This is a genomic window from Oscillochloris sp. ZM17-4 (assembly GCF_019599295.1).
Classification (GTDB): domain Bacteria; phylum Chloroflexota; class Chloroflexia; order Chloroflexales; family Chloroflexaceae; genus Oscillochloris.
On sequence record NZ_JAIEWN010000022.1, the window covers coordinates 66,220 to 92,743 of the forward strand.

General features: G+C 69.7%; 21 protein-coding genes. 5 read left to right on the plus strand and 16 right to left on the minus strand.

Annotated features, from left to right (window positions below):
- Nucleotides 1-160: 160 nt before the first annotated feature.
- From K2Z83_RS16460 to K2Z83_RS16485, 6 genes are all read right to left on the minus strand, one after another.
- The gene (locus tag K2Z83_RS16460) at nt 161-1,588 is read right to left on the minus strand and encodes a rhamnulokinase family protein (RefSeq protein ID WP_220596278.1); all 1,428 of its coding nucleotides are present in this window, start codon (nt 1,586-1,588) and stop codon (nt 161-163) included.
- A gap of 8 nt (nt 1,589-1,596) precedes the next feature.
- Nucleotides 1,597-2,418 carry a class II aldolase/adducin family protein gene (locus K2Z83_RS16465; RefSeq protein WP_220596279.1) on the minus strand — a complete coding sequence of 274 codons (822 nt, stop codon included), beginning with the start codon at nt 2,416-2,418 and terminating at the stop codon, nt 1,597-1,599.
- A gap of 140 nt (nt 2,419-2,558) precedes the next feature.
- On the minus strand, nt 2,559-4,751 hold the full coding sequence (locus tag K2Z83_RS16470) for a bifunctional rhamnulose-1-phosphate aldolase/short-chain dehydrogenase (RefSeq protein ID WP_220596280.1): 2,193 nt from the start codon (nt 4,749-4,751) through the stop codon (nt 2,559-2,561).
- Between the two features lie 70 nt (nt 4,752-4,821).
- On the minus strand, nt 4,822-6,096 hold the full coding sequence (locus tag K2Z83_RS16475) for an L-rhamnose isomerase (RefSeq protein ID WP_220596281.1): 1,275 nt from the start codon (nt 6,094-6,096) through the stop codon (nt 4,822-4,824).
- Nucleotides 6,097-6,205: 109 nt separating this feature from the next.
- Nucleotides 6,206-7,759: an efflux RND transporter periplasmic adaptor subunit gene (locus K2Z83_RS16480; RefSeq protein ID WP_220596282.1), complete on the minus strand. Its 1,554-nt coding sequence runs from the start codon at nt 7,757-7,759 to the stop codon at nt 6,206-6,208.
- Between the two features lie 172 nt (nt 7,760-7,931).
- Nucleotides 7,932-8,819, minus strand: coding sequence for an SDR family NAD(P)-dependent oxidoreductase (locus K2Z83_RS16485; RefSeq protein ID WP_220596283.1), 888 nt, complete (start codon nt 8,817-8,819; stop codon nt 7,932-7,934).
- A 215-nt stretch (nt 8,820-9,034) separates the two neighbouring features.
- Between K2Z83_RS16485 and galK the strand changes: the two genes are divergently transcribed.
- From galK to K2Z83_RS16510, 5 genes are all read left to right on the plus strand, one after another.
- Entirely contained in the window at nt 9,035-10,198 is a 1,164-nt protein-coding gene (galK, locus tag K2Z83_RS16490; RefSeq protein ID WP_220596284.1) for a galactokinase, read from the plus strand.
- Between the two features lie 86 nt (nt 10,199-10,284).
- A complete protein-coding gene (locus tag K2Z83_RS16495) occupies nt 10,285-11,184 on the plus strand; it encodes an alpha/beta fold hydrolase (protein ID WP_220596285.1) in 900 nt (299 codons plus the stop codon).
- 42 nt (nt 11,185-11,226) lie between these two features.
- Nucleotides 11,227-12,519, plus strand: a complete 1,293-nt coding sequence (locus tag K2Z83_RS16500) for a pitrilysin family protein (protein ID WP_220596286.1) — start codon at nt 11,227-11,229, stop codon at nt 12,517-12,519.
- Nucleotides 12,520-12,574: 55 nt separating this feature from the next.
- Nucleotides 12,575-13,834, plus strand: coding sequence for a pitrilysin family protein (locus tag K2Z83_RS16505; protein WP_220596287.1), 1,260 nt, complete (start codon nt 12,575-12,577; stop codon nt 13,832-13,834).
- 92 nt (nt 13,835-13,926) lie between these two features.
- The gene (locus K2Z83_RS16510) at nt 13,927-14,166 is read left to right on the plus strand and encodes a hypothetical protein (protein ID WP_220596288.1); all 240 of its coding nucleotides are present in this window, start codon (nt 13,927-13,929) and stop codon (nt 14,164-14,166) included.
- Between the two features lie 85 nt (nt 14,167-14,251).
- Here K2Z83_RS16510 and K2Z83_RS29610 read toward each other — a convergent pair whose 3' ends face one another.
- From K2Z83_RS29610 to K2Z83_RS16560, 10 genes are all read right to left on the minus strand, one after another.
- Entirely contained in the window at nt 14,252-14,629 is a 378-nt protein-coding gene (locus K2Z83_RS29610; protein WP_220596289.1) for a response regulator transcription factor, read from the minus strand.
- 182 nt (nt 14,630-14,811) lie between these two features.
- Nucleotides 14,812-15,723, minus strand: a complete 912-nt coding sequence (locus tag K2Z83_RS16520; RefSeq protein ID WP_220596290.1) for a DUF4230 domain-containing protein — start codon at nt 15,721-15,723, stop codon at nt 14,812-14,814.
- A 6-nt stretch (nt 15,724-15,729) separates the two neighbouring features.
- Nucleotides 15,730-16,449, minus strand: coding sequence for a ubiquinone/menaquinone biosynthesis methyltransferase (locus tag K2Z83_RS16525; RefSeq protein ID WP_220596291.1), 720 nt, complete (start codon nt 16,447-16,449; stop codon nt 15,730-15,732).
- A 164-nt stretch (nt 16,450-16,613) separates the two neighbouring features.
- A complete protein-coding gene (locus tag K2Z83_RS16530; protein ID WP_220596292.1) occupies nt 16,614-17,582 on the minus strand; it encodes an asparaginase in 969 nt (322 codons plus the stop codon).
- Nucleotides 17,579-18,415 (minus strand): class I SAM-dependent methyltransferase, encoded by an 837-nt coding sequence (locus K2Z83_RS16535; RefSeq protein ID WP_220596293.1) that lies wholly within the window; start codon nt 18,413-18,415, stop codon nt 17,579-17,581. The genes K2Z83_RS16530 and K2Z83_RS16535 overlap by 4 nt, the downstream gene beginning before the upstream one ends.
- 40 nt (nt 18,416-18,455) lie before the next feature.
- On the minus strand, nt 18,456-19,475 hold the full coding sequence (locus K2Z83_RS16540; protein WP_255604092.1) for a lysylphosphatidylglycerol synthase transmembrane domain-containing protein: 1,020 nt from the start codon (nt 19,473-19,475) through the stop codon (nt 18,456-18,458).
- 64 nt (nt 19,476-19,539) lie between these two features.
- On the minus strand, nt 19,540-20,469 hold the full coding sequence (locus K2Z83_RS16545) for a glycosyltransferase family 2 protein (protein WP_220596294.1): 930 nt from the start codon (nt 20,467-20,469) through the stop codon (nt 19,540-19,542).
- 121 nt (nt 20,470-20,590) lie between these two features.
- Entirely contained in the window at nt 20,591-22,960 is a 2,370-nt protein-coding gene (locus K2Z83_RS16550; protein ID WP_220596295.1) for a phospholipid carrier-dependent glycosyltransferase, read from the minus strand.
- Nucleotides 22,961-23,028: 68 nt separating this feature from the next.
- Nucleotides 23,029-25,500: a hypothetical protein gene (locus K2Z83_RS16555; protein WP_220596296.1), complete on the minus strand. Its 2,472-nt coding sequence runs from the start codon at nt 25,498-25,500 to the stop codon at nt 23,029-23,031.
- On the minus strand, nt 25,497-26,524 hold a 1,028-nt coding region (locus tag K2Z83_RS16560; RefSeq protein ID WP_220596297.1), incomplete at its 5' end, for an SH3 domain-containing protein. The genes K2Z83_RS16560 and K2Z83_RS16555, both read right to left, overlap by 4 nt.

Consider the following 26,524-nt stretch of genomic DNA (forward strand, 5'->3'; position numbering starts at 1 on the left):
GCCGCCCGCGTGCGCGCGCAGTGGCGCGAGCATGTGGTGTCGGGGTAGGTTGGGGGTTGGGGGTTGGGAGATGGGGGTTGGGGGTTGGGAAGAATCCCCTTAACACGAGTCTCCCAGCCTCCCAGCCTCCCCCCAACTCCCAACCCCCATCTCCCAACCCCTACACCGGCCGGTAGATGTCCTGCGGGAACGACTCGGCCACCGCCCGCCGGCCGGCGGCGATGTCGGGCAGGTGCCCGGTGGCGACGGCCTGGACGAGGATGTTGCCCAGGGCGGTGGCCTCCGCCGGGCCAGCGACGACCGGGCGCCCGCAGGCGTCGGCGGTGAGCTGGCAGAGCAGGGCGTTCTGGCTGCCGCCGCCCACCACGCGGATCGTGGTGATCTCCCGGCCGGTTACCCGCTCCAGCGCCTCGATCACCCGGCGGTACGTGAGGGCCAGGCTCTCCAGGCAGCAGCGCACCATTGCGCCGACATCCTCAGGTATGGCCTGATTTGTGCTGCGGCAGGCGGCGCGGATCGCGGCGGGCATGTCGGCGGGGGCCAGAAACTCGGGCGCGTCGGGGTCGACGATCGAGCGCAGCGGGGCGGCCCGCTCGGCCAGGGCGACAAGCTGGGGCCAGGTACACATCTGGCCCTCGCGCTCCCACTGGCGCTGGCACTCCTGGAGCAGCCAGAGCCCGCCGACGTTCTTCAGAAGGCGGATCGTCCCGCCCACCCCGCCCTCGTTGGTGACGCTCAGGGCGCGGGCCTCGTCGCTGAGGATGGGCGCGGGCAGCTCCACGCCCACCAGGCTCCAGGTGCCGCTGCTGATGTAGGCGCTCTGCTGATCGAGCCCCGGCACGGCGGCCACCGCGCTGGCGGTGTCGTGGGTGCCAACGGCGATCACGGGCACGTCGTACGTCAGCCCGGCGGCATCACGGATCTCGGGCAGCAGGTTGCCCAGCACGGTGCCCGGCTCGACCAGCGGCGGCAGCAGCCGCGCCGGCAGGCCGAGCACATCGAGCAGCTCGACCGACCATGTGCGGGTGCGCGCGTCGATCAGCTGCGTGGTGGTGGCGTTCGTGTACTCGGCCACCCGGCGGCCAGTGAGCCAGTAGCCCAGCAGGTCGGGCATCAGCAGCAGCGTCTCGGCGGCGGCCAGCTGCGGGTCGCCCCGGGCGCTAAAGAGCTGGTAGATGGTGTTGAAGGGCAGGCGCTGGATGCCGGTGATCGCGTACAGCCGCTCGGGCGGGATGATGAGGTCAACCTGCGCGGGCACGCCCTGGGTGCGCCAGTCGCGGTAGGCGTAGGGGTCGCCCAGCAGCCGGCCCTGCCCGTCGAGCAGGCCGTAGTCCACCGCCCATGTGTCGATGCCGATCCCGGCCAGGGGCGCGCTGGAGCGCGCGGCGTAGGCGGCCAGGCCGGCCCGGATCTCGTCCAGCAGGCGCGGCGCGTCCCAGTGCAGGTGGCCGTCGCCCTGCTCGTCGGCACCGTTCCAGAAGCGGCGCAGCTCCTCCAGGGCGAGGCGCGCGCCGTCCCAGCGCCCGAGCATCACCCGCCCGCTGGAGGCCCCGATATCGACGGCGATAAAGTTGGTCGTGTCTGCCATAGACATCCCTATTCCGGGGCTACGCCCCCATGCCTACTGTTGTGGGGTCTGGCAGCTTCGCTGCCAGACCCCACAACAAAAAAATGTAGGGGGTGGCAGAGCCGCCCTCCGCCCCTACGCCAGCGTCGTATCCACGTTGAAGGCCCGCACGATCTCATGGAGCGGTCGGAGCGGGCCATCACGCCGTGCTTGCCCCAGAGGACCACGTTATGGGCGCGCAGTCCGGCCACGTTGGCCTCCATCATGGCCGACGAGCCGGGCAGGCAGTAGGGCAGCACGCCAACCCCCTTCGGCAGATTGACGATCGTCTCCGGCTCCCAGCGCATGATCTGGCGGTTGAAGTATGCCTGGTCGCGGTAGGCCGGGATGTGGCTCAGGTAGACCAGGTGCGGCGGCTGGGCGTGGATGAGCGCCTGGAAGTTGGTGCCCGTGCGGGCCACCTCGTCCTGGTGAACGGCCAGGTGCGAGTTGAACTCGCTGGTGACCCGCTGGAACAGCCGGCTGGGCGCGCTGTAGAGCGTGGCGGACTGCCCGTCGGGGCCAATGGCCACCACGCCGAGGTTCGCCTCGGGGCGCATGTGGATGTCGCGCAGGCGTCGGCCGGAGCCGGTGACGATCACCAGGCCGCCGGCCAGGGAGGGGGCCGGGGAGGGCAGAGCGAAGGGCTCGGCCAGGGGGAAGCGCCGGCGCACCTCCAGCGGCCAGCCGATGAAGATCGAGATATTGCCGGCCCCGCCCTCGCTGGCGTTGATGTGGGCAAGGCGCTGCCCGGCCTCGCCGATGGCGGACAGGAACTCGTCGAGGTCGGGGTAGGGCTGATCGAGAGGCATAAAAGCTCCTGATTGTTTTGCACATATCTGCCAGCTTTGCTGGCAGATATGTGCAAAACAATCGCATTTTGTTGCCAGCAACAACACCATGCACGGTGAGGGTGTGGGAGAGCTGCGCTCTCCCACACCCTCACCTGCGATCAGCGCAGAAACGCCTCGTGCAGGCCGCCATCCACGCTGATGATCTGGCCGGTGGTCTGGGGCAGCCGGCCGCCGAGCAGCAGGAAGATCGCCTCGGCCTGGTCGGCCGGGGTGATCGGCCGCTTGAGCAGGGTGCGGTCGGCGTAGAACTGCGAGAGCTTCGCCGTCAGCGCCTCGGTCGGCTCGTCGTCGCTGTAGGCGATGCCGTACTTAGCCAGCGAGCCGATCACCCGCTCGCGCGGGAACATGCCGCTGCCCTGCACCACCGTGGCCGGGGCGACGCCGTTCACCCGCACCAGCGGGGCCAGCTCGACGGCCAGCTCGCGCACCAGGTGGTTGGCCGCCGCCTTGCTCGTGTCGTAGGCCAGCGAGCCCTTCTTGGGCACCACCGCGTTGACCGAGGTGGTCAGCACGAGGCTCGCCGGCAGGCCCTGCTCGCGCCAGAGCCGGGCGGCCTCGTCGGCAACCAGGTACAGCCCGGTCACATTGATCGCGAAGGTCTGCGCCCACTGCTCGTCGGGGATGCGCCCGGCGGTGTCGGCGGCCACGAAGATCCCCGCCGTGACGGCCACCGCGTCCAGGCCGCCGTAGGCCAGGGTGGCCTGGTCGAGCATCGCGCGCACGCTCTCGCGGCTGGTCATGTCGGCCCGCAAGCCGATCGCCGGGCCGCAGCCCGAGATCCCGCTGCCGGCCACGCCGATCCCCAGGCCGTGCCGGCCGCTGATCGCCATGGCCGTGGCCGCGGCCGCCGGGCCTTCCCGATCCACGCAGACCACGTGGGCGCCCTCGCGGGCCAGGCGCAGGGCCAGCTCGCGGCCGATCCCGCTGCCCGCGCCGACCACGGCGATCACCTGGCGGGCCAGCTCCTGCTCGGGCGGCATGCGCCGCAGCTTGGCCTCCTCAAGCAGCCAGTACTCGATGTCGAAGGCCTCCTGCATCGGCAGGGCGGTATAGGTGTCGATCGCCTCGGCCCCGCGCATCACGGCGATCGCCGCCGTGTAGAACTCGGCCGTCACCCGCGACTCGCTCTTGTCCTTGCCGAAGGTGATCATGCCCAGCCCAGGGATGAGGATCACCGTCGGGTTGGCGTCGCGCATGGCCGGCGAGGTGTCGTGCTTATGCCGCTCGTAGTAGATCGCGTAGTCCTGGCGGTACTGGACGAGGCCGGCGGCCAGCTTGGCCTTGAGCGCGGCCACATCCTCGGCCTGGGGGTGCCAGCCGATATACAGCGGCTTGATCTTGGTGCGCAGGAAGTGGTCGGGGCAGGAGGTGCCCAGCTCAGCCAGGCGCGCGGCGTCGCGGCTGTTGACGAACTCCAGGGTCGCGGCGTCGTCCTGCACGGTGCCGACGAATCGGCGCTGCCGGCTGACCTGGCCGCGCAGCCAGGGCAGCAGCTCGGCGAGGATGGCGTGGCGCTGCGGCTCGGCCAGCGCCGCGTGCTGCTGGCCGCCGAAGGTCAGATCGCCCTTGTCGCGGGCCTCGATGTAGCGGGCGGCCCGCTCGATCAGGTCGAGGGTCAGCTCGTAGCAGGCCTTATCGTCATCGGCCCAGTTGATCAGGCCGTGGCCGCCGAGGATGACGCCCTTGGCCTGGGGGTGTTTCTGGCAGATCGCCTCCAGGATCAGGCCCAGGTCGAAGCCGGGGCGCTGCCAGGGCGTCCAGATCACCTCATCGCCATAGATCTCCCTGGTCAGCCGCTCGGAGTCCGCCGCCGCCGCCACGGCGATCACCGCGTTGGGGTGCATGTGGTCGACGTGCCGGTAGTGTACGAAGCCGTGCAGCGCGGTGTCGATCGACGAGGCCCGCGGGTTCAGGTTGAAGGTGCAGTGCGGGTACATGCCGACCATCGCGTCCTCGATGGCGGTCTTCGGGCCGCGCTCGGCGGTGGCGTACCAGATCTGCTGGAGGCCGCGCAGCTTGTCCATAGAGAGCGACGCGAAGTTCTCGCGCCCGGATGTGCGCAGGTCGCCGCCGGAGCCCTTGACCCAGAGCACATCCACATCGGGGCCGCCGAGCGGGTCGGGCTGGATGATCTTCGCCGAGGTGTTGCCGCCGCCGGTGTTGGTGATGCGCTGGTCGGCCCCGAGCAGGTTCGAGCGGTAGACCAGGCGCTCCAGCGGGTCGAGCGTGGCGGCGTGGTCGTCGTCCCAGCCGTAGATGACGTGCTGGAAGCGGGTGGTATCAATTGTCATAGGTGTTTCCCCGGTGGCATCGTAGGGGCGCAGCAGCGCGGCGCTGCTGCGCCCCTACGATATGTCCATATCACCGCGCCGCCAGCACATCGCGCTCGTAGGCGCGGACCTCGCCCAGGAAACCCAGGCCGACCGGCGCGCCCTGGCGCAGGCAGTAGGCGTCCCAGACGGCGCCGAAGGGCAGGCCCTTCAGCTCCTCAAGGGTGGCCAGGCGGGCGGTGTAGTCTCCGGCGGCCTCCTGCTCGCGCAGCAGCGCCGTGGGCTCCAGCAGGGCCATGAGCAGGGCGCGCAGGGCGTTGCGCGTGCCGATCGCCCAGGCGGCCACCCGGTTAATGCTGGCGTCGAAGAAGTCCAGGCCGATGTGGGTGCGGCCCAGGAAGTCGCCGCGCACCAGCTCCTGCATGATCGCCTGGAGCTCATCGGTCAGGGTCACGACGTGGTCGCTGTCCCAGCGCACGCCCCGGCTCACGTGGAGCAGCAGCTCGTCCACATACAGCAGCACCGCCGAGATCTTATCAGAGATGACCTCGGTGGGGTGGAAGTGGCCGGCGTCGAGGCAGAGCAGGGTGCCGGGGCGGCTGATCGCATAGCCCATGTAGAACTCGTGGGAGCCGGCGGTGTAGCTCTCGAAGCCCAGGCCGAACAGCTTGGCCTCGACGGCGTCGCGGTTATGCTGCGGGTCGAGCTTCTCGGCCAGCACGGCGTCCAGCGACTCGATCAGGCGCTGGCGCGGGGCCAGCCGGTCGGCGGGCGTGTCCTTGTGGCCGTCGGGGATCCAGATGTTCGTCACGCAGGGCGTGCCAAGCGCGCGGCCGAAGTGGGCGCCGATCCGGCGCGAGGCCACACAGTGCTCGACCCAGAACTGGCGCACGGCGGGATCCTGGTGGGCCAGGGTGAAGCCGTCGGCGGCCAGCGGGTGCGAGAAGCAGGTCGGGTTAAAGTCGAGGCCGTGGCCATTGGCCCGCGCCCAGTCCACCCAGGCGGCGAAGTGCTCGGGGCCGATCTGGTTGCGCGCCACCCGCTGGCCGCCGGTCTCGGCGTAGATCGCGTGCAGGTTCAGGCGGTGGTCGCCGGGGATGAGCCGGTAGGCGACATCCAGGTCGGCGCGCAGCTCGTCGGCCGTGCGGGCCTTGCCGGGGTAGTTGCCAGTGGCGGCGATCCCGCCAGAGAGCTCGCCGCCGTCGATCTCAAAGCCGCCCACATCATCGCCCTGCCAGCAGTGCAGGCTGATGGCGACCTGGGCGAGCCGGGTCATGGCGGCCTCGGTGTCCACGCCGAGGGCGGCGTAGCGCTCCTGGGCCAGCTCGTAGGCGGCCCGCACGGCGCGGTCGGTGGGCGATTGCATGAGTGTATCTCCTCAATCCATACGCAAAGAAGTCATTATGTACCGATGTTGCGGCTTCGCCGCAACATCGGTACATAATAATCTTTTGTTAGCGCGAATAAGCGCTGGGTTAAGCCACACTGGTGATCTCGACCTTATCCGGCGTCTCCAGGCCGATCTGGACATCCACACTCGTGTCCGCGCCATTGGCGCGCAGCATAACGCTGCTGCGGAACTGGTTAGACTTGACCGCCTCAGGCGGCAGGTAGAGCACATCCTCCTTGCGGCTCAGCACCACCGAGATCTCGGCCTGATCCCCTGGGGCAAAGGTCACGCCCTGGTCGTTGAAGGTGAAGCGATAGACATCGTTCGCGTCCGTCGTGTCCGTGGGCGCGGCCGGCACAGTGATCGTACCGCTGAAGGTCTTGCCCGGGTAGCGCGAGAACGTGATCTCCACCGCCTGGCCCGTGGTCAGCAGGGGCAGGCTCGTGCGCCCGCCGGTGAGCATATCGGCGCCGTTCGCCGACAGCTCAAGGCGGCTGGGGTCGCCGATGATGATCAGCGGGCTGCCGGACTGAACCGTCTCGCCAGCGCTGGCGACGATCGTCATCACATCGCCGCTGATCGGGGCGACGATCGCGCGCGCCGCGATCTCATCCTCAAGCTGCTGCATCTGGAGGCGACCGGCCTCGACGGCGCTCGCCAGAGCCGGGTCGACCGCCGTGCGCTGGCGCACCTGCGCGACAGCCAGCTCGGCGCTGCGCACGGCCCGCTCCTTCTCGGCGATCACGAACTTATCCGCGCCCTTCAGGAGCTCGTCCAGCTCCACCGTGACGAGATCGAGCTTCGCCTCGGCGTCGCTCACTGCGGCCCGCTCGTTATTCCGCGCGGTGTCGTAGGTGATCACGGCGGAGGCGACGGCGGCCTCGGCGTCGCGCATCTGCGCCTCCAGATCCTTCACCTGCGTCTCCAGGTCAGCGGCGGCCTGCCCCTTCGCCTTCTGGAGCTTGGCCACGGCCTCGCCATACTGCTGCTGGATATCCTGGAGGCTAGCGACCGCCTTATCCATGTCGGACTTGGCCTGATTTTTCGTCTGCGAGGCGTTATTGCGCACCGTATCAAGGTTCGCCTGCGCCTCGCGAACCGCCGTCCGGGCCTGGGCCACGGCCAGCGCTGTGGGCGGCTCCTTGGACTTCGCTAGATCCTGCTGGGCGGCCTCGAGCAGGATCTGGGACTGCTGAACTTCGAGCTGGGCAGTCTTGGCGGCCTGATCGATCTGTCGCTGCGACTGATCGGTGGCGAGCTTCGCATCGCTGAGCTGGCGCTGGAGATCCTCAGCGTCGAGCTTGACGATCAGGTCGCCCTCGCTGACCGCCTGCCCGGGCGACACCAGGATCTGCTTGACAATGCCATCCTGCGTCGAGGAGACGCTGTACTGCATGGGGGAGATCGTGCCGTTGAAGCGCATGACGTCCTCGATGGTGCCGCGCTGAACGGTATACGTCTTCGCGCCAGGCGCGGTGGGCTCGGCGGTGGGCTCGCCCAGCGCGCCTGGCCCATCCGTGGGAGCCGTCGCGGCGACAGAGGTGGTCGAGGGCGTCGTCGAGACGCCTGGCGAGCGCTGGGAGCACGCCGACAGCGTGAGCGCAGACAGACATATGATCAAGGCCAAGGTACGATTCATATGAGAGAGTTCCTTCCTGAACATGTGTCGGGGGTGGCGCACATGTCCGTACACGACCCGGAAGCGCACACGATCCGCGATTCAGCCATTGTATGAGTATCTAAACGTATCTTATAGAGCGGCTGTAACAAACCGATGAGGCATAGAGGGCGCGGCATAAGAGAACGTTCACCTACGGCGCGCGATCCGGCGCGCCGAACGCATCATCGGCGGGCAGGCTCACATAGCTCACCCGCCGGGGGGCCGGGCGGCGCAGGGCCAGCCGGGCCAGCTCACGGGTCAGCCCGCGCAGCAGGCGGCCCAGCAGCGGCGCGCGCAGCTGGATGCCCGTGCGCCCATCGGTGGCGGGGCCGGCCAGGTGCAGCGCCAGGCGGGCCGACTCCTCTGGCGGGACGGCCATCAGCCGGGCGATGGTGTCGAAGGCCCGCGCCCGCGACTCGTAGCCGGCCACCACCTGCATCCGCCGGGTCAGCTCGGTGTCGAGCAGCCCGGGGTTGAGGGTGAAGATGCCGACCCCGGTGGCGTGCTCCTCCTTCGCCAGGCCCATGGTGAAGTGGCGAATCCAGGCCTTGCTGGAGCCATAGGCGTTGCCGTAGGGGTTGGGCCGATCCTCACCCTGGCCGACGATATTGATCAGCTTGCCAGCCCGTGCCGGGGCCATGTGCCGCAGCGCGGCCAGCGACCCGTGGTAGGTGCCGAGGATGTTCGTCTCCACCACGCGGAGAAACGACGCCGGGGGCACCGCCACCGTCGGCCCCTGAACCGCCGTCACCCCGGCGTTATTCACCCAGATGTCCAGGCGCCCGAAGGCGGACAGGGCGGCCTCGGCCAGCGAGAAGGCCTGCGCGCGCTCGCGCACATCGCAGACATGCCCCGTCACCCGCGCCCCCTGGCGGCCCAGCAGATCCACCGCGCGGGCCACGTCCTCCGGCAGGTGGTTCGAGACCACCACCGCCGCCCCGGCCCCCGCGAAGGACCGGGCGGTCGCCAGGCCGAGGCCCTGCGTGCTCCCCGTGATCACCGCCACCTTCCCGGCGAGGACGTCTTTCTGCTGCGCCATCGTCGGCCTCCACACAATACCGCAAATACACCCCCCTATTCTACCGCACTCGCGCAGTGTGGTAGACTACAGCGAAACGAGGGGCAAGGGTATAGGGGACAGTGGACAGCCGAAGCAGATTAGCAGACGGTGATGTGTTCCATAATAACGCAAGCCCCCTGTCCCCTGTCCCCTGTCCCCTGTCCCCTGCCCCCTGTACCATGACGGAGCCCTGTATGCAAGACCCGCACGTTATCCGCGACGCCTTCGCCGAGCGCTTCGGCTACCACCCGCGCCTGATCGTGCGCGCCCCCGGCAGGGTCAACCTGATCGGCGAGCACACCGACTATAACGAGGGCTTCGTCTTTCCGATCGCTATCGACCGCGAGGCCTTTGTGGCCGCCCGCAGCCGGCCCGACACCACCTTCCGGGTCTACACGGCGCAGTTCGACCAGGAGGACAGCTTCACGATCGACCAGATCGAGCGGCGCCCCGATATGCCCTGGGCTAACTACGTGCGCGGCGTCGTCAAGGGCATCCTCGCCCGCGACCTGCCGATCACCGGGGCGGATCTGCTGATCAGCAGCGACGTGCCGCTGGGCAGCGGGCTCTCGTCCTCGGCCTCCCTGGAGGTGGCCGTCGGCTACGCGGTGCAGCTGCTCAACAATATCAACCTGCTCGGCGAGGAGCTGGCCCTGCTCGCCCAGGGAGCCGAGAACAGCTTCGTCGGCGTGCAGTGCGGCATCATGGACCAGTTCATCTCGGCGCTCGGCCGGGCCGACCACGCCCTGCTGCTCGACTGCCGCGACCTGAGCTACCGGCCGCTGCCCATCCCGCCCGATGTGCGCGTCGTCGTCTGCGGCAGCGGCGTCCACCACAACCTGGGCAACTCGGGCTATAACGAGCGGCGGGCCGCATGCAACGAGGCCGTGCGCCTGCTCAGGGCGCGCATGCCGAAGATCAGCGCCCTGCGCGATGTGAGCGTCGCCAGCCTGACGGCCAACGCCGACCTGCTGCCGCCGACGATCCTGATGCGCGCCCGCCACGTCGTCACCGAGAACCAGCGCACCCTCGCCGCCGCCGCCGCCCTGGAGCGGGCCGACCTTGTCACCTTCGGCCGGCTGATGAACGAGTCCCACGCCAGCATGCGCGACGACTACGAGGTCAGCGTGCCCGAGATCGACCTGCTCACCGAGCTGGCCCGCGCCGTGCCCGGCTGCTACGGCTCGCGCCTCACCGGCGGCGGCTTCGGCGGCAGCACCGTGAGCATGGTCACGATCTCGGCGGTGGATGGGTTCGTGCAAGAGGTGGCGGCCGGCTACCTGGCGCAGACCGGCCGCACCGCCGACATCCTCGTCTGCCGGCCCTCCGAGGGCGTCGGCCGCGCCACGGCGGTGTAGGGGCGCAGGAGGAGCGCGGGCAGGCGCCCCCTAAATGGCATTGCTCCTCCTGTGCGCCCCTCCTGCGCCCCTACAACACCATATATATGCCATCACAACGCACACCATTCCTCGACCCGCTCTCCCGCACCATGATCCCTATGGTGAACGGGATCACCCGCAAGCTCATGCTGCGCTTCGGCGTCGCCGAGGTGGAGCGCAACCTCGCGGGCATCCCCATCCACCTCTACCGGCTCGGCGACGGCCCAGGCCTGCCGGTCGTGCTCATCCACGGCATCGCCGACAGCGCCCTCACCTGGGCCTTCGTGCTGCGCGGCCTGGCCAGGATCGGCCCGGTCTACGCCGTCGACCTGCCCGGCTTTGGCCTGAGCGGCTACCCGCGCGGCCGGCGCTACGCCACCATCGATGAGCACGTGGACGTGGTGCGCGCCCTCATCGCCCAGGAGATCGGCCGGCCCGCCCTGCTGGTCGGCAACTCCCTCGGCGGCTGGATCGCCGCTCGCCTGGCCCTGGAGTCGCCCGAGCTGGCCCGGGGCATTATCATGCTCGACCCGGGCGGGGCCGGGCTTGAGGGCCGCGCCTCCTGGGAGTCCTTCGTCAACATCGTCGCCGTGCCCGACCTGCGCACCGTCCGGCTGATCTTCCGCCAGATGTTCGGCGGGCTGCCCCTGATTATGGCCCTCTACCTCGGCCAGCGCAGCTTCCAGACGCTCTTTCTGCGCGACCCGGTGGCCCAGTTCGTCGCCGCCGCCAGCGAGGACGAGTTCTTCCGGCCCGAGGATCTGGCCGCGATCAGGGTGCCCACGGCCCTCATCTGGGGCCAGAAGGACCACTTCCTGCCCGCCGGCTGCTTCGAGTTCTTCCGCGACAACCTGCCCGCGCCCGCCGTGCTGACCCTGCCCGGCTGCGGCCACCTGCCCCAGCGCGAGCGGCCCGGCCAGGTAGTGCGATTTGTGAAGAAGTTTGTGGAAGAGCGGCTCTCGTAAGGGCGCAGCAGCGCAGTGCTGCTACGCCCCTAAGGAAATCCTATGCCGAACCCGGTCATCGCCCACACCCTGCCCAACGGCATGCTGGTGCTGCTGAAGGAGTCGCGCGGCGCGCCCGTCGCCACCAGCTGGATCTGGTACCGCGTCGGCTCGCGCAACGAGCCCGCCGGCCGCACCGGGATCAGCCACTGGGTCGAGCACATGCTCTTCAAGGGCACGCCGCAGATCCCCGCCGGCGAGCTCGACCGCCTGGTCGCCCGCAACGGCGGCGTCTTCAACGGCTTCACCTGGATCGACTACACCGCCTACTACGAGACCCTGCCAGCCGACCGGATCGCCCTCGGGCTCCAGATCGAGTCCGACCGCATGGCCAACGCGCTCTTCGAGCCCGAGGAGGTCGATAGCGAGCGCACGGTGATCATCTCCGAGCTTGAGGGCTACGCCAACGAGCCGGAGACCTGGCTGGACGAGGCGGTCAAGGCGGCGGCCTTCACCCGCCACCCCTACCGCCACCCGGTGATCGGCTACAGAGAGGACCTGGAGGCGATGACCCGCGACGACCTCTACGCCCACTACCAGACCTTCTACATGCCGAACAACGCGGTGCTGGTGCTGGTGGGCGACTTCGACGCCGACGCGATGCTGCGCATGGCCGAGGAGTCCTTCGGCCAGCTGCCGGCCGGCCCCGCGCTGCCCCAGGTGCGCGCCGCCGAGCCGGAGCCCCAGGGCGAGCGCCGGGTGACGGTGCGCCGCCCCGGCCCGGCCGCCTACGTGCAGATCGGCTACCTCGCCCCCGACTGCCGCAGCCCCGACTTCGCCGCCCTGGCCGTGCTCGACTCGGCGCTCAGCGGGGCCAAGTCGCTCACCTTCATGGGCGGCGGCGCCCAGACCAACCGCAGCGCCCGGCTCTACCCGGCCCTGGTCGAGAGCGGGCTGGCCGCCTCGGCATGGAGCGGGCTCACCCCCAGCCGCGACCCCTACCTCTTCGAGCTGGGGGCCACCGCCAGCGAGGGGGTAGCCCCGGAGGCCGTCGAGGCCGCCCTGGTCGCCGAGGTGACGAAGATCCAGCAGGACGGCATCGCCGACTCGGAGCTGGCCCGCGCCCGCAAGCAGATGCGCGCCCAGGTGGCCTACGGCAGCGAGAGCGTCACCAACCAGGCCATGCAGCTCGGCATGTGGGAGACGCTCGACAGCTACCGGCGCGTCGACACCCTGCTCGACGAGCTGGCCGCCGTCTCCGCCGAGGACGTGCGCCGGGTCGCCCAGGCCTACCTGACCGATCGCCGGCGCACGGTCGGCCACTTCGTGCCGGATACTATTCATATATCTGGTTGAAATTGCCAGCTGCGCTGGCAATTTCAACCAGATATATGAAGGATTTCAGAAAGCTATGTCATCAGCCAGCAATGGCGCAACCCTGCGCCACGTCCTCCCGAGCGGGATGGTCGCCCTCATCCGCCGCAACCCCGGCGCGCCCACGGTGAGCGTGCGCGGCGAGCTGCGCGTGGGCGCCGCCCTGGAGCCGCCCGAGCTGGGCGGCCTGGCCGTCTTCACCGGCGCGGCCCTCACCAGGGGCGCCGGCGAGCGCAGCTTCCAGCAGATCGTCGCCGAGACCGAGGGCCTCGGCTGTAGCGTGTCCGCCGGCGGCGGCACGCAGGCCAGCGGCTTCTCCGGCAAGGCCCTCGCCGAGGATCTGCCGCTCGTCCTGGAGATCCTGGCCGACATGCTCATCCGGCCCACCTTCCCGGCGGCCGAGGTCGAGCGGCTGCGCGGCCAGTTCCTCACCGGCCTGCGCGAGAGCGAGCAGGACACCGGCTACCGGGCCAGCGTCGCCGCGCGGGCCATGCTCTACCCGCCCGATCACCCCTTCAGCCGCCCGTCGAGCGGCAGCCTGGAAAGCGTCGCCCGGATCACCCGCGACGACCTGGCCCGCTTCCACCGGCGCTACCACCCGGCCCTGGCCAGCATCGCCGTGGTCGGCGATATCGACCCGCCGGCGGTGGTGGCCGAGCTGGAGCGCCGATTCGCCGGCTGGCGGCCCGACAGCGCGCCCGAGCCGGTGTCTATCCCCGACGCCCCGCCGCTGGCAGGCGTGCGGCGGGGCGACATCGCCATGCCCGGCAAGGTCCAGTCCGACCTGATCTGGGCCGTCCACGGGCTGCGCCGCAGCGCCCCAGACTACTACGCGGCCATGGTCGCCAACATGATCCTCGGCCAGATCGGCATGGGCGGACGGCTCGGCGAGCAGGTGCGCGAGGAGCAGGGCATGGCCTACTACTGCTACAGCGACTTCGAGGCCGACCTGGGCGCCGGGCCGTGGGTGGCGGCGGCCGGCGTCAGCCCCGAGAACGTCGAGCGCGCGACCGAGGCCATCCTCGCCGAGATCGCCCTGTTCCGCGAGGAGGGGCCGACCAACGAGGAGCTCGACGACGCCCGCGCATACCTCACCGGCAGCCTGGTGATCGGCCTGGAGACCAGCGACGGCATCGCCGGCAGCCTGCTCGGCATCGAGCGCCACAGCCTCGGGCTCGACTATATCGAGCGCTACCCGGCGATCATCGCCACCGTCGACCGCGATCAGGTACACGCCGCCGCCCAGAAGTATCTCTCCACCGAGTCATACATCCTGAGCGTCGCCGGGCCGGTGTGACAAAACGTAGGGCCGAAGCATTCGCCCAGGGCACATCTACAGGCCGCCATGCCTCTGCGGCGAATGCTTCGGCCAGCATAAGGAGCAGCACCATGATCATGTCCGGCAGCCGCGAGGCGACCATCCAGGCCATCCAGGGCGTCGACATCCACGGCACGATCTTCTACGACCTGGTGTACGCACACGCGGGGGAGGAGGGCCAGCCCCGGCGGGCGCGGGTGGGCCAGGAGAGCATCTACCCTGGCGCGCGCCCGGGCGACGCCGTGCGCGTCAGCTACATGATGAACGTCGTCATCGATGTACGTAGGGCCGAAGCATCGCCACACGACTGATCACGGGAGCGCCACACCTCCGCTGGCGATGCTTCGGCCCTACACGGCCTGGGTGCGCCACACCCTCGCCGGCGATGCTTCGCCCCTACACGGCCCGGTTGCGCTGGACGCGCCGCAGCTGCGCGCGGATACGGGCCAGCAGCTCATCGGTGCGGAAGGGCCGCTGCACATAGTCGTCGGCCCCCTGCTCTAGCGCCGCCACCAGCAGCCGGTCGTTCCGCGCCGGGCCGAAGACCACCATCGCGCAGCCGCAGCGGTCGCGCAGCTCGCGCAGGTAGCCGAGCTCGCCCTCTGAGGGCAGATCAATGAGGAGGAGATCAAACTGGGTGTCAAGGGTCGCGAAGATGGCCGTAGGGCCGACGGCCGTGTGGATGATGTGCCCCTGATCGGCGAGGACAGGCACCAGGAAGTCCTCTACACGACTTCCGAGGCCGGCGACAAGAATAGTGTAGGCAAGCCCCATGTGCGATGCCCCTGGGACAGAGCGTGGCCCAATAGCAATTCGTGGACCATTCGAAGATCATACCATTATTTTGCGCCCGGTTTGTAGCAAAGCTGTAAGCCGCACATAACAGTATCGAAATATTGGCACCACGCAGCAGATGCGCCCAATCTGCAATCTGCAATCTGCAATCTGCAATCGTCCTATGGCGCGGGCGTGGCCTGCGGGCCGCCGGCGGGCGCCGCGCAGGCGGCCGGAGCGCTCGGGATCACCACCACCTCGTCGTAGTCGAGCAGGCTGAGGAATTTCTGTAGCGAGATCTCAGCGGCGTCGGTGGCCCGGCTCATCACCCCGTCCTCACATGCCGCCTGAAGGATGCGCCGCTCGGCCTCCAGGCGCGCCTGGGTCTCCAGATCTTTGTTGTCGGGGGCGAAGACGCCGCGATCCCGGCTGTAGACCCGCGTCTTGCTGCTATCGAGGGCCGAGCTGAACACCTCGGCCGGCGGGATGCGCAGGGTGATCGTGCGGCCGTCCGGCGAGATCGTCACCGCGCCCGCGTTGAGCGTGCTCAGATCGACCCCAGCGACCACGGTGCCGTGGGCGATCAGCAGCAGCGCGTCGCCGGCCAGCAGGTTGCCGACGATCGGCACGTTGCTGTCCTGGCGCACATCGATCACCTGCTCAACTGTGTACTGGGCCGTCTCCAGGCGACTGAGCTGCTGGATGCGCTGGACGACGGCGGCGCCGCTCTGGATCACCGGGGTCGGCGTCACAATAATCGTGGCCAGGTTGGGCACGCCGGCGAAGAGGCTGCCGATCCCGCTCGCCGTCTGGTTGAAGAGGAAGACCACCACCAGCAGCGCGGCCAGCCCGCCGAGGACGAGGTAGAGCACCGCCGTGGCGCACCCGCCGCCGCCGCGCGCGGGCCCGGAGCGCCGGGGGAGAGGATCGACGCGGCCGAAGGTGCGCGGCACACCATCATCATCGTCGTCGCCATAGAGGCCGACGTGCAGATCCTCGTCGATCTCCTCGCCGCGGGACTTGCGCAGGCGCTGCTGCATAATATTCTCGCGGCGGCGGCGCTGCTCCGCGTAGCTGTCGTCATCGTAGCTCATGGCACCTCACACTTTTGCCCCGACGTGGATCGCCGCCGCGCCAAGGCCAACCAGCTGATAGCTCACGTGCGACCAGCCGGCCGCGCGCATCAGCTCGGCCAGCCGCTCGGGCGGCGGGAAGCCCCGCGCAGACTGCGGCAGATACGTGTATGCCCGCCGGTCGCCGCCGAGCAGCTGGCCGATCCAGGGCACCACACCCTCAAAGTAGAGCCGGTGCCCCAGGCGCAGCAGGGCGCTGCGCGGGCGGGCCACCTCAAGGCAGGCCATCATCGCGCCGGGCCGGGCCACCCGGTACATCTCGCCCAGGGCCTGGCCAATGTCGGTGACATTGCGCAGCATAAAGCCGGTGGTGATCGCGTCGAAGCTCCCGTCGGGGAAGGGCAGGCGCAGGGCGTCGCCGCCAACAAAGGCCGCCCGCGCCCCCTCGGCCAGCGGGGAGATCTTCGGCAGCCCGGCCACCATCATCGGCACGGTGAAGTCCACCCCCACCGCGCGCCCGCCGCGCAGCCAGCCCGCCAGCTCGGGCAGGAAGTCTCCCGTGCCCGTACCCACATCCAGGGCGTCGCCGCCCACCGGCGGCGCGATCATCGCCACCATCCGGCGCCGCCAGCCCTGGTCGAGCCCGAAGGTCATCGCCCGGTTCACCCGGTCGTAGCCGGGCGCGATCCGCGCGAACATGCGCTCGACGTAGGTGGCCTTCTCATCAATGTCTGGTAGGACGCTCACAGTCTCGCTCCTCATCGCCCCGATGGGGTGTGGGGGCGGCTGCGCCGCCCCCACGATATTTTTTATTGCTGCGGTTGGGCGGCTGCGCCACCCAACCGCAGCAATATGCAGATCCGGGTCACCGGCGTGGGGAGGCAGCGCGCTGCCTCCCCACGCTGCCTCCCCTACGACGTAAACCAGCCGCGCAGCTCGCTGGTGTTGCGGGCGGCGCCAAGGGCAACCATCAGCTTGATCCGGGCCTTAGGGCCGCTGAGCTGCTGGGCGAACAGCGCCCCCAGCCGCTGTAGGTCGTGGAAGGCGCCCACATAGCCGAACTCATCGCCCAGGCCGCCGGACATACAGCGCGTGGTGATAACAACCGCGGTCCGCCGCTGCATAGCGTCGGTGATCAGGGGCAGCCACCAGGGCGGCAGGCGCCCGCCGCCGAAGGCCTCGATCACCACCCCGGCCGCGCCATCCTCGATGCTGTGGCGCAGCTGGCGCACGTCGGCGCCCTGCGTCACCCGGATGAGGTCGACCATCTCCTCCAGGCGCTGGCAGGCGATATGCTGGCGCGCGAAGGGCCGGTGGCGCACGACGACCCGCTCGCCCTCGACCCGGCCGAGCGGACCGCTGCCCGGGGAGGCGAAGGCGACGAGGGACTGGCTGTGGACCTGCTGCAGCTCATCTGCGGCGTGGAACTCATCGCCGAAGATCGCCACCGCGCCCAGATCCTGCGCCTCGGGGGCCATGGCCAGGCGGATGGCGCTGGCCAGGTTCACCACCCCGTCATAGCCGACGCTCGCCGCGCTGCGCATCGCACCGGTGAACACAACCGGCTTGGGCGAGCGCACCGTCAGGCTGAGCAGATAGGCCGTCTCCTCAAGCGTGTCCGGCCCGTGGATGATCACGACGCCGTCGATATCCGGGTTGCTGAGCAGGCTCTCCACCCGGTGCGCCAGATCGAGGGCGCCCACCGCCGTGAAGTGGCTGCCCGGCACGTTGGCGAACTCCTCAAAGACCAGGTCGACCCCACTGCGCGGCAGCATGGCCAGGAAATCGTCGCCCTTGAGCGAAGGCATCGCCCCGCCCACTATCGGACCGCGCCGCACCCCGATCGCTCCGCCCGTGGTGATCACAGCAATTCGTTTCATAGTGTCGTCGTGCTATCTCGTAAGGGCGCAGCAGCCCTAGCTCCATTCTCGCTAGGGGCTGCATCCGCTGCTGCTGCGCCCCTCTTCCGCGCCACCCAGAAGATCCGCTGCGTGTACGGGCCGGGCGGGCTCAGCGTGAAGCTATCGTAGTGCGCCTCGACCGTCAGTCCGACCCGCGCCATCAGCACGTCCACAAACTCCATCGGGTAGGCCCGCTCGACATGCACCTCGTCGAAGCGCTCATAGCCCTCGTCGTCATCGCCCACAAAGCCCGTCAGCACCATCGTGGAGGTGGCCAGCTGCGGGTCGAAGTGGCTCTGCTCAATCTGGACGAAACCCTCCAGCTCGCGCACCGCGCAGGTTCCCCACTCAAACTCCAGAAAGTGCTGCGTGTTCATATCGCCAATGAACAGGCCGCCCGGTGACAGGGCGTCGGCGGCAGACTGGAAGCAGGCCAGCAGGTCGGACTCGCTCAGCATATAGTTCAGGCTGTCGTAGGTGCAGGTGACGAGGTCGAAGGCCGCCGGCGGGAGCGCGCGCGCGGCGTCGCGCATATCTCCACAGACAAAACGAGCGCTGCCGGGAAATGTGGCGCCCACGGACTTCGCCTCTGCCTGCGCGATCATCGCCGGCGCGGCGTCAAGGCCAGTCACATGCCAGCCCTCATCGGCCAGGCCCATAGCCAGCGTGCCAGTGCCGCAGGCGAGGTCGAGCACCCTATTGCCGGGTGCCGGGTGGCGAGCCAGCAGCTCGCGCAGGTAGACAGCGACGAGAAGGGCGAAGCGCACCTGCCCGCTCGAGTCGTAGAGTGCAGCGTAGCGATCATAGATCATGGCCGTATTCTACCATCAACCCCGCGCGCGCGCCGGATCGCTACTCGGCCGCGCCCGGCCCGGCGCCGGGCTGCATCGCGCCGAGCGGGTACCAGAATGAGACGATGAACCCCACCACGATATGCTCGATATTCAGCAGCAGGAACAGCGCCGAGAGGGTGATCGCCTGCTCTGCGCTATAGCTATACGACGCGAGCACCGGGATAAGCACAACCTCGCGCACGCCCATCCCGCCGACCGAGATCGGCAGCACCTGAAGCACCGCGATCAGCGCGGAGACGCCGACCACCACATAGAGCGGCACAGCGCTGAGCCCGAGCGAGAGGAAGAGCAGCCAGAGCCGCACAAAGGTAAAGCCCGCCGAGCCCAGCGAGGCCAGCCCAAGGGCAGCCAGCAGGCTGGGGCGCAGCGAGAGCCGGCCAAGCTCGCTGTTCCAGCGGTCGAGGCTCGCCTTCAGGCTCGGGGCCAGCCGCGGCAGCGCCACCGTAAGCGCCCACTGACGCGGCGCGTGGGCCACCAGCAGCACCGTCAGCACGGCCAGGCCCAGGCCCATCGCAACCACCAGGGCCGTCTGCAGGCCACGGCTCGGCAGCAGCTGGCCCAGGGCGAAGATGCCCAGCACCGCCAGCGCCGCCATCACCAGCAGGTCGAAGAGCCGGTCGAGCACCACGCTCAGCATCGCCGGGGCCAGCGGCTGCCCACGGTCGCGCAGGTACACCGCCTTAAGCAGATCGCCGGCCTGCCCCGGCGTGGTCGCACCATAGAAGAGGCCGACCGTGTAGAGGGCAACGGCCGTGGGCATATCAATCTGCAGGCCCATCTCGCGCAGAATGCGCGCCCAGCGCCAGGACTTAATGATCACAAAGGGCGGCATCAGCAGCAGCGAGAGCGCGATCGGCCACAGGGCCGCCCCGCTCATCGTGCGCCACAGCTCGCCGAGGTTCGAGCGGCTCAGGAAGATGATCAGCAGCAGCGGGCCGAGCAGCCGCAGCAGCCAGGGGAGATAGTTTTTCATAATGTTGAATGTTGAATGTTGAATGTTGAATGCACTACACAGCATGCCCTATCGAATATCGAATGATGAGTGCGCCGAGCAGCGCAGCACATTCAACATTCAGCATTCATCATTCAACATTGCGCTGAAAGCGCAGCGCGGCGATCTGCTCGGCGTTCAGACCAAACATAAACACGATGATGCTGCCCACAAACAGGCCCACCGCCGAGTTCGGCACGTGGAAGCGCAGCGGGTCGGTGATGAAGAAGCTGATCATAAACGAGACGAGGGCGAGCAGCTGCATGGCCAGGGCCACCGGGAAGTAGACCCGCAGCGGGGCGAAGAGCGAGACGATGCGCAGGATGATCAGGCCGAATCGCACGCCGTTCTTCAGCAGCTTCTGTCCGCTCTGGCCGCCCTGGCGCCGCTGGCCCTGGATGGGCGCGTAGGCCACGCTGTAGCCGCCCTTGAGCAGGGCCAGGGTGCTCGTCGTCGGGTAAGAGTAGCGGTTGGGCAGCAGGTGGATGAACTCCATGATCACGGCGCGGCGCATGGCCCGGTAGCCGCTGGTCAGGTCGAGCACCGGCGCCTCGACCAGGTAGCCGCCGAGGGCGTCGAGGGCCTGGTTGCCCAGCCGGCGGGCGATGTTATCGCCCTGGGTGTCGCGCGAGCGCGCGCCGACCACCATGTCGTAGCCGTCGGCCATCTTGCCGAGGATGTCGGGGATGTAGCGCGGGTCCATCTGGCCGTCGGCGTCCATCAGCAGCACCACCTCGCCCGTGGCCTGGCGGATGCCGGTCTTCACGGCGGCGCCGTTGCCCCGGTTCATCGGGTGGCGGGCGACGCGGGCGCCGGCCGCGAGGGCCTGCGCGCCGGTGTCGTCACGGCTACAGTCATCCACCACCAGCACCTCGGCCTCGGGCAGGGCCGCGCGCACCCGGCCGACCACGGCGGCGATGCCGTGGGACTCGTTGTAGGCGGGGATGACCACCGTGACGGTGAAGGGGTATGTCTGCGGCGCCTGCGGCGCGGGCGTCTGCGCGATAAGCTCAGTGCTCACAGGGTCTCCATACTACTCGCCCCAACTGGAATTGAGCAATCCGCATACGCGCCGCCGCCAGAGTGCGTTGGAACGCCATGCACGGCAATCTGCAATCTGCAATCTGCAATCTGCAATGGTATCATTCCACCGACACCTGGCTAACCATCAGGCTCAGCTGGCGGGCGTCGGTGCTCTGCGGGTTGAGCTGGAGCGGGATAAACGTCGGCGCGTGCAGGCGCAGCTCGATCCGGCTCTGGCCCGCCAGGCTGTCGGGCACGGCCACCTGGTACAGCCGCCACTGGCCGCCCTGCACCGGGATGATGACGCGCGCCCCGCCGACATCCACCGTCAGCGGCGTCACCCCCGGGGTGACGCCGGCCATGCGCAGGCTGAGCACGCTGCCGGCGCGCAGCGGCGCGGGCAGGGGCAGGGCGATCACGCCGTTGCCCTGCAGCCAGCGGTAGCTCACCAGCGAGCCGTCGGGCTGCGGCGGCAGATCCTCGCCGAAGGAGAAGCCGTCCAGGTAGCCGAAGTCCAGCCCGTCGCCGATGGTCAGGCTGCCGGTGGGCGGCGGGTTGAGCCACTCCAGGGTCAGCTTCTGCACATTCTCGCCGGCGCGCTGCTCGGCGTCCTCAAAGTATGCGCGGGCGACATCGTCCTCGTGCTGGGCGCGGGCCAGCGCCCCGCGGATCACATCGGCCCGGTGGGTGGGCCGGTCGGCCAGGATGGCCCAGCCATCGTCGTAGCGCCCCAGGTCGAGGTAGATCCGGGCCAGCTCGGTGCGCCCGTCCACAAAGTCGGGCTGGGCCAGCAGCATCGCATCGTACTCGGCGATCGCCGTGGGGTAGTCCTTCACGGCGTAGGCCGCCACCGCCGCCGCGCGGTGGATCTCGCGCTGCACGCCCTGGGCGATGATCTGCGGGTAGTCGCGGTAGCTGAAGATCTGCACGATCATCGCTAGCGTCAGAGCGATGCCGACGCCGCCCCAGGGCGAGCGCAGGAAGGCCCGCGACCCGGCGGCGGCGGCCCGGCGGTCGCGCCGGCGCAGAGCGATCCAGCCCCAGAGCCAGGCGAGGGCGGCGGCGCCGTAGAGCCCCATCAGGAACCAGATCGGCAGCAGGTAGCGCGGCTCGACGTGGATGAGCATCACCGTCAGGCAGGAGTAGGCGACCCAGGCGAAGGTCAGCAGGCGGAAGCCGCCCTCGCGCGGGCGGGCCGCCAGGGCGATCAGGCTGGCCGGGGTGAAGGCCAGCCAGAGCAGGTCGCCCAGCAGGCCCATGGGCCAGATCTCGCGCAGCGGCCGCGTGAAGAAGCTCACCTTGACGAAGAAGTCCTCGATGAACTGGGCCTTCCAGATATGGATGAAGTGCGGCCAGAAGTTGCGCACCAGCCGCCAGGGCTCCTCGCGCAGGATGCGGCCGATGTCGGCGCCCACGAAGTCCTGGCGCTCCTCCTGAGGGATGGCCGCCAGGATCGACTTGGCCTCGTTCTCGCCGCGGCCCTCGTTCACCGAGTCGCTCATCGCCATCCACAGGTTCACCGGCCCGAGGGTGTCGATCAGGATGAGCCGGTCATAGGTCACATAGTTGCGGATCGTCCAGGGCGCGATGGTGAGCGCGAAGGGAATGAGGAAGATCAGGGAGTAGCGGATGCTGGCCAGCGCCCAGCGGCGGATCTGCGCCGGCCAGCGGGAGGATGCGGATCTGCGCGGGCCGGCGAACCGGTCGGGCTGGCGTTCACCCACGAACTGCCGGATGTCCCGCGTCGGCACAAAGCCATCGGCCATCGGCCGCCGGTCGTCGGCCATCCGCCGCCAGACCTCCACAGCCACAAAGAGCGCCACAAAGGCCGAGGCGTAGAGGGCCGGCGAGCGGGCCAGCGAGGCGACCGCCAGGGTCACCCCGGCGGCCAGCAGCCAGGGCCAGCTGCGCCCTCGGGAGCGGTAGCTATCGCGCCAGCGCACCAGCAGCCAGAAGTGGACCCCCAGCATCGAGATGAAGAGCGGCTCGCTGAGGATGAGCACCGGCAGCTCGACGAAGGGGAACCAGACAGCCAGGATGGCGGCGAAGATCAGGCCGGCGCGCCGGTCGAACAGGCGGCGGGCCAGGTCGTAGCCGAGCGGGATGAGCAGCAGTGAGAGGGCGATATGCACGCCGCGGATCAGCGCGATGCCGACCGTCGGGTCGCCCAGGGCGATGCCGATCCGCAGCAGGCCGGCGAACATAAAGACGTGGCCGGGCGGGCGGATGAGCCAAGAGTTATCGACATACTGGCCGGTGACGGCCAGGTGCAGCGCGCGCTGGTAGTAGTCGCCATCGTCGGCCGCCGAGAAGCGCGGATCGATATCATTGACGGCGACGAACCAGAGGCGCATGGCCAAGCCGATCAGCACCAGGGTGCCGACGATCAGCGTCGTCGCGGAGAGGCGCGGCCTGGCCAGAGCGCGGGCGGCGGGCCACCGTGCGCCCTCGCCCGCCTGGCCCACACGTCGTGTTGGAAATATCCCCATACCTCGTGGGTGATGCCATTGCCGATTGCTCTCACAATCTGCAATCTGCAATCTACAATCTACAATCCCTACGGCCCCAGCCGGTAGAGGCCATAGCGCCCGCTCGTCGCCACACGCACGGCGGCCAGGTCGGCCAGGGGCGGCGGGCCGGCGGCCTCATCCCAGAGCAGGTAGCTCGCCCCGGCGGCCCGCAGGGCGTCCAGGTCGGCGTCAACGATCGGCCGGGAGCTATCCCCGCCGGCCGGCCAGTCCGCCACGCGGTGGGCGAAGGCCGAGTACTTCGCCAGCGGCAGGCGCGCCGAGACCCGCGCGCCGAGCGTGGCGCCCGGCGGCAGGGCGGCGTCGAGCATCTGCGCGGCGGCCACCTCATCGGCGGGCTGAAGCGCCAGGGCGTAGCGCGCGCCATCGGCCCATCCACCCCATAGTACCACAACCAGGGCCAGCCCCACGCCGAGCAGCGCCCGCCCGCCCCCGGCCAGCTGCCACACGGCCCAGGCCGCCGCCACGGCGTAGATCGGTGCCAGCGGCAGGAAGAAGCGCTGCAGGGTGAAGGCCGTGCTCACGGCGGCGACATAGATCAGGATGAGGAGGAGGAGGCAGGATGCCGGTCGCTCGCTGCGCTCGCTGGCCGGGTTCGCTCGCTGCGCTCGCTGGCCGGGTTCGCCCCCTGCCTGCTGCCGCCTGCCGCCTGCCGCCTGAACAGCCCACCACCCCAGCCCGCCCAGGGCCAGCCAGTTCGCCGGCCAGCCGAGCAGCCGCAGCTGCTCAGCCCGCCCGAACTCGCTCGTATCCTCGGCGCCGCTGCCCAGGTAGCCGACCACGTTGCGCCACCAGTTGCCCAGGAAGCGCCCCGGGTCACGCAGCACCACCTCAGCCAGCGACACGCTGTTCGGCGCCTCGTCCCAGCGGCCCCAGTCCGTACCCCCGTAGACCGCCAGCCAGATGTTTTTGGCCTGCTGGTTGTAGAGCGGGCTGCCCGCCTGCAGCGTGTTGATGATGATCTGCGGCGCGGCGGCTAGCAGGAAGCCCAGGGCGAAGGCGAGCGCCGGGCGCCAGCGTCGGTCGCGCCAGCCGACGGCCAGAAGAACAAGCAGCCCCCACGGCAGCAGCACCATCCCCAGGTGCCGCATCAAAAACGCCATCCCCCCAAACACCCCGGCCACAAACAGGAGCGACGCAGCGTGCTGCGTCGACGCAGCACGCTGCGTCGACGCAGCGCGCTGCGTCCGCCCCTGTCCCCTGTCCCCTGTCCCCTGTCCCCTATTTCCAGACACAAACGCCGCCACGCACAGGCTCACGCAGGCCGCGAAGGGCATATCGCTGCCCACATACAGCCCGTACTGCGCCACAAAGCCGCTCAGGGCCAGGGCGACCAGGGCGACCAGGGCCGGGCCGGGCGGTAGCATGGCGCGGGCCAGCCAGTAGCCGCCGCCCAGGAAGGCCGCGCCGCAGAGGGCGGCTAGCAGGCGCCCGGCCAGGAAGGCGTTCCCGTCGAACAGCGGGCGGGCCAGCCAGAGCAGCAGCGGGTAGCCCAGGTTGTAGAAGCCGTCGGCGCTAAACACCTGGGCCAGGGTCTCGCGCGTCGCGAAGACCCGGAAGTCATTCTCGACGCCGGGGCGGGCCAGGGTCAGGTGGCCCTGGGCGGACAGCAGGGTCATCGCCAGCCAGAGGCCAATCACGGCGACGGGGGCGGCGACGCCGACCAGGGCCGGCGCGCGCGCGGCCAGCCCCGGCCCATAGCGCAGCGCCAGCAGCCCCGCCAGCACTAAACAGACAGCGAGCGGCATCGCCCGCAGCGGGTAGGGGTAGAGCGGCGGCTGGCCGTGGTAGAGCAGCAGCCAGAGCAGGCCGTAGAGCAGGATGAAGAGGATCAGGGAGGGCGATGCCCTCCCTGGCCCTCCCTTGTTCACAAGCAGCCAGAGCATCGCCCCGACCAGCGCGCCATAGGCCAGCTGCGCGGGGTAGGGCGTCACCGGCGGGCCAGCCACCTCATAGCTGGCCCGGTCGAGCAGCACACCCACCTCGCGCCCGTCGGGCAGGGACAGCGCCGGGTTGGCGCGCAGCTCCACGAAGAAATCGCTGGCCTTGAGCAGGCCCGAGCGCACCGGGAGGCGCAGGTCCTCCCACCCCCCGCTGGCCTGAAAGTCAGCCAGCACCTCAGCGCCATTCAGCAGCACCGTCACATGGGGCGGCGGGCCATCGGGGCGCCAGCCGCGCAGGCGCAGCGAGACCGTGCCGGGCAGGCCGGCCTGGGGGAAGAGCAGGGCCGAGGATGCGGGGCGGGACCAGCGGGCCGAGCCATCGGAGCCGGCCAGGTAGGCGGCGGGGTCGCTAGGGCCATCGGCGCGCTCGGCGTCGTAGAATCCCTGCGTATAGGCGGCGTCGTAGCCGCCGACATCGACCTGGTGGCGGGCCGGCAGCTGCGCGAGCAGGGCGATCAGGATCGCGCCGGCCAGGGCGGCCAGCAGTGCGCCCAGCAGATCGCGGGCGGCCGGCCGCGCCGCGCGGGCGGGGCGGCCGCTGTCGGGGCCGAAGGTCATGGGGTTGCGGTCGGCTCAAAGGCGGGCGCGGGCGTCGGCTCGATGGCGAGCGGCTCTTGCACCGGCAGGTCACCATCAGGCGCGGTGACGAGGGCGCGGTTGACCCAGCCGGTGCCGCTGCCGTCGGGGTTATCGATGCGTGAGGCCGCGGCGAACTGCGTGCCCAGTCGCACCAGATACCACTGGCTGCTCGATGTGCGCGCCAGAAAGATCACCTCGTCGCCCTGGTTCACCTGGCCGATCGGCTGGTTGTTCGTGTTCGGCTGCGGGCGCACGTTCGAGACCTGCAGCACCGTGCCGGTGATCGCGCTGGTGGCCCCGAAGACACTCGTGGGCGCGGGCGCAGCCTCCGACGTCGGCGCGGACGATGCGAGGCCCGTGGTCGTCGGTAGGGCCGGCCGGGTAGCCGTGGGCGCCACCGTCGGCAGCACCAGCTGCGGCAGCTCCGTCTGCCCGGGGATGTACAGGCCGAAGCGGTCGATCTCGGCGCGCACCGTGCTCACCACGCTGAAGGCCAGGGTCAGCGCCAGGATCATCAGCACCGAGGTGACGGCGGTCTTAATCAGCTCAAGGCTCTGGCCCCAGACGCTGCGCTGGCCGAGCTGGTCGAGGGCGCTCTGTGCCGCGCCGGCCACCGGCTCACCCCAGCTTGTGCGGCCCTGGTCGCTGCGGGCGAGCCGGCGCAGCTCAAAGATCGCCCGCACATCGCCGACGGTGGTCAGGGCGCGCACCGCGCTCCAGCGCACATTGCTGTTGGGGTGCCTGAGGGCGCTGAGCAGCGGCCCGGCGGCCCGCCCGTCGCCGATGCGGCCGACAGCGTCGGCGGCGCGGTAGGCCGCCAGCCAGGGCCGGCTCGGGCCGATCACATCACAGAGCAGCGGCACCGCCGGCGCGCCGATCTCCACCAGCTCATCTACAGCCGCCGCGTGCAGCGGGTGCTCCGTGTCGCCGAGGGCGGCCACCAGGTTCACGATCTGATCGCGCGGCGGCGCGGGCCGGCCGCTGCGGTAGGGCCGCGGCCGGC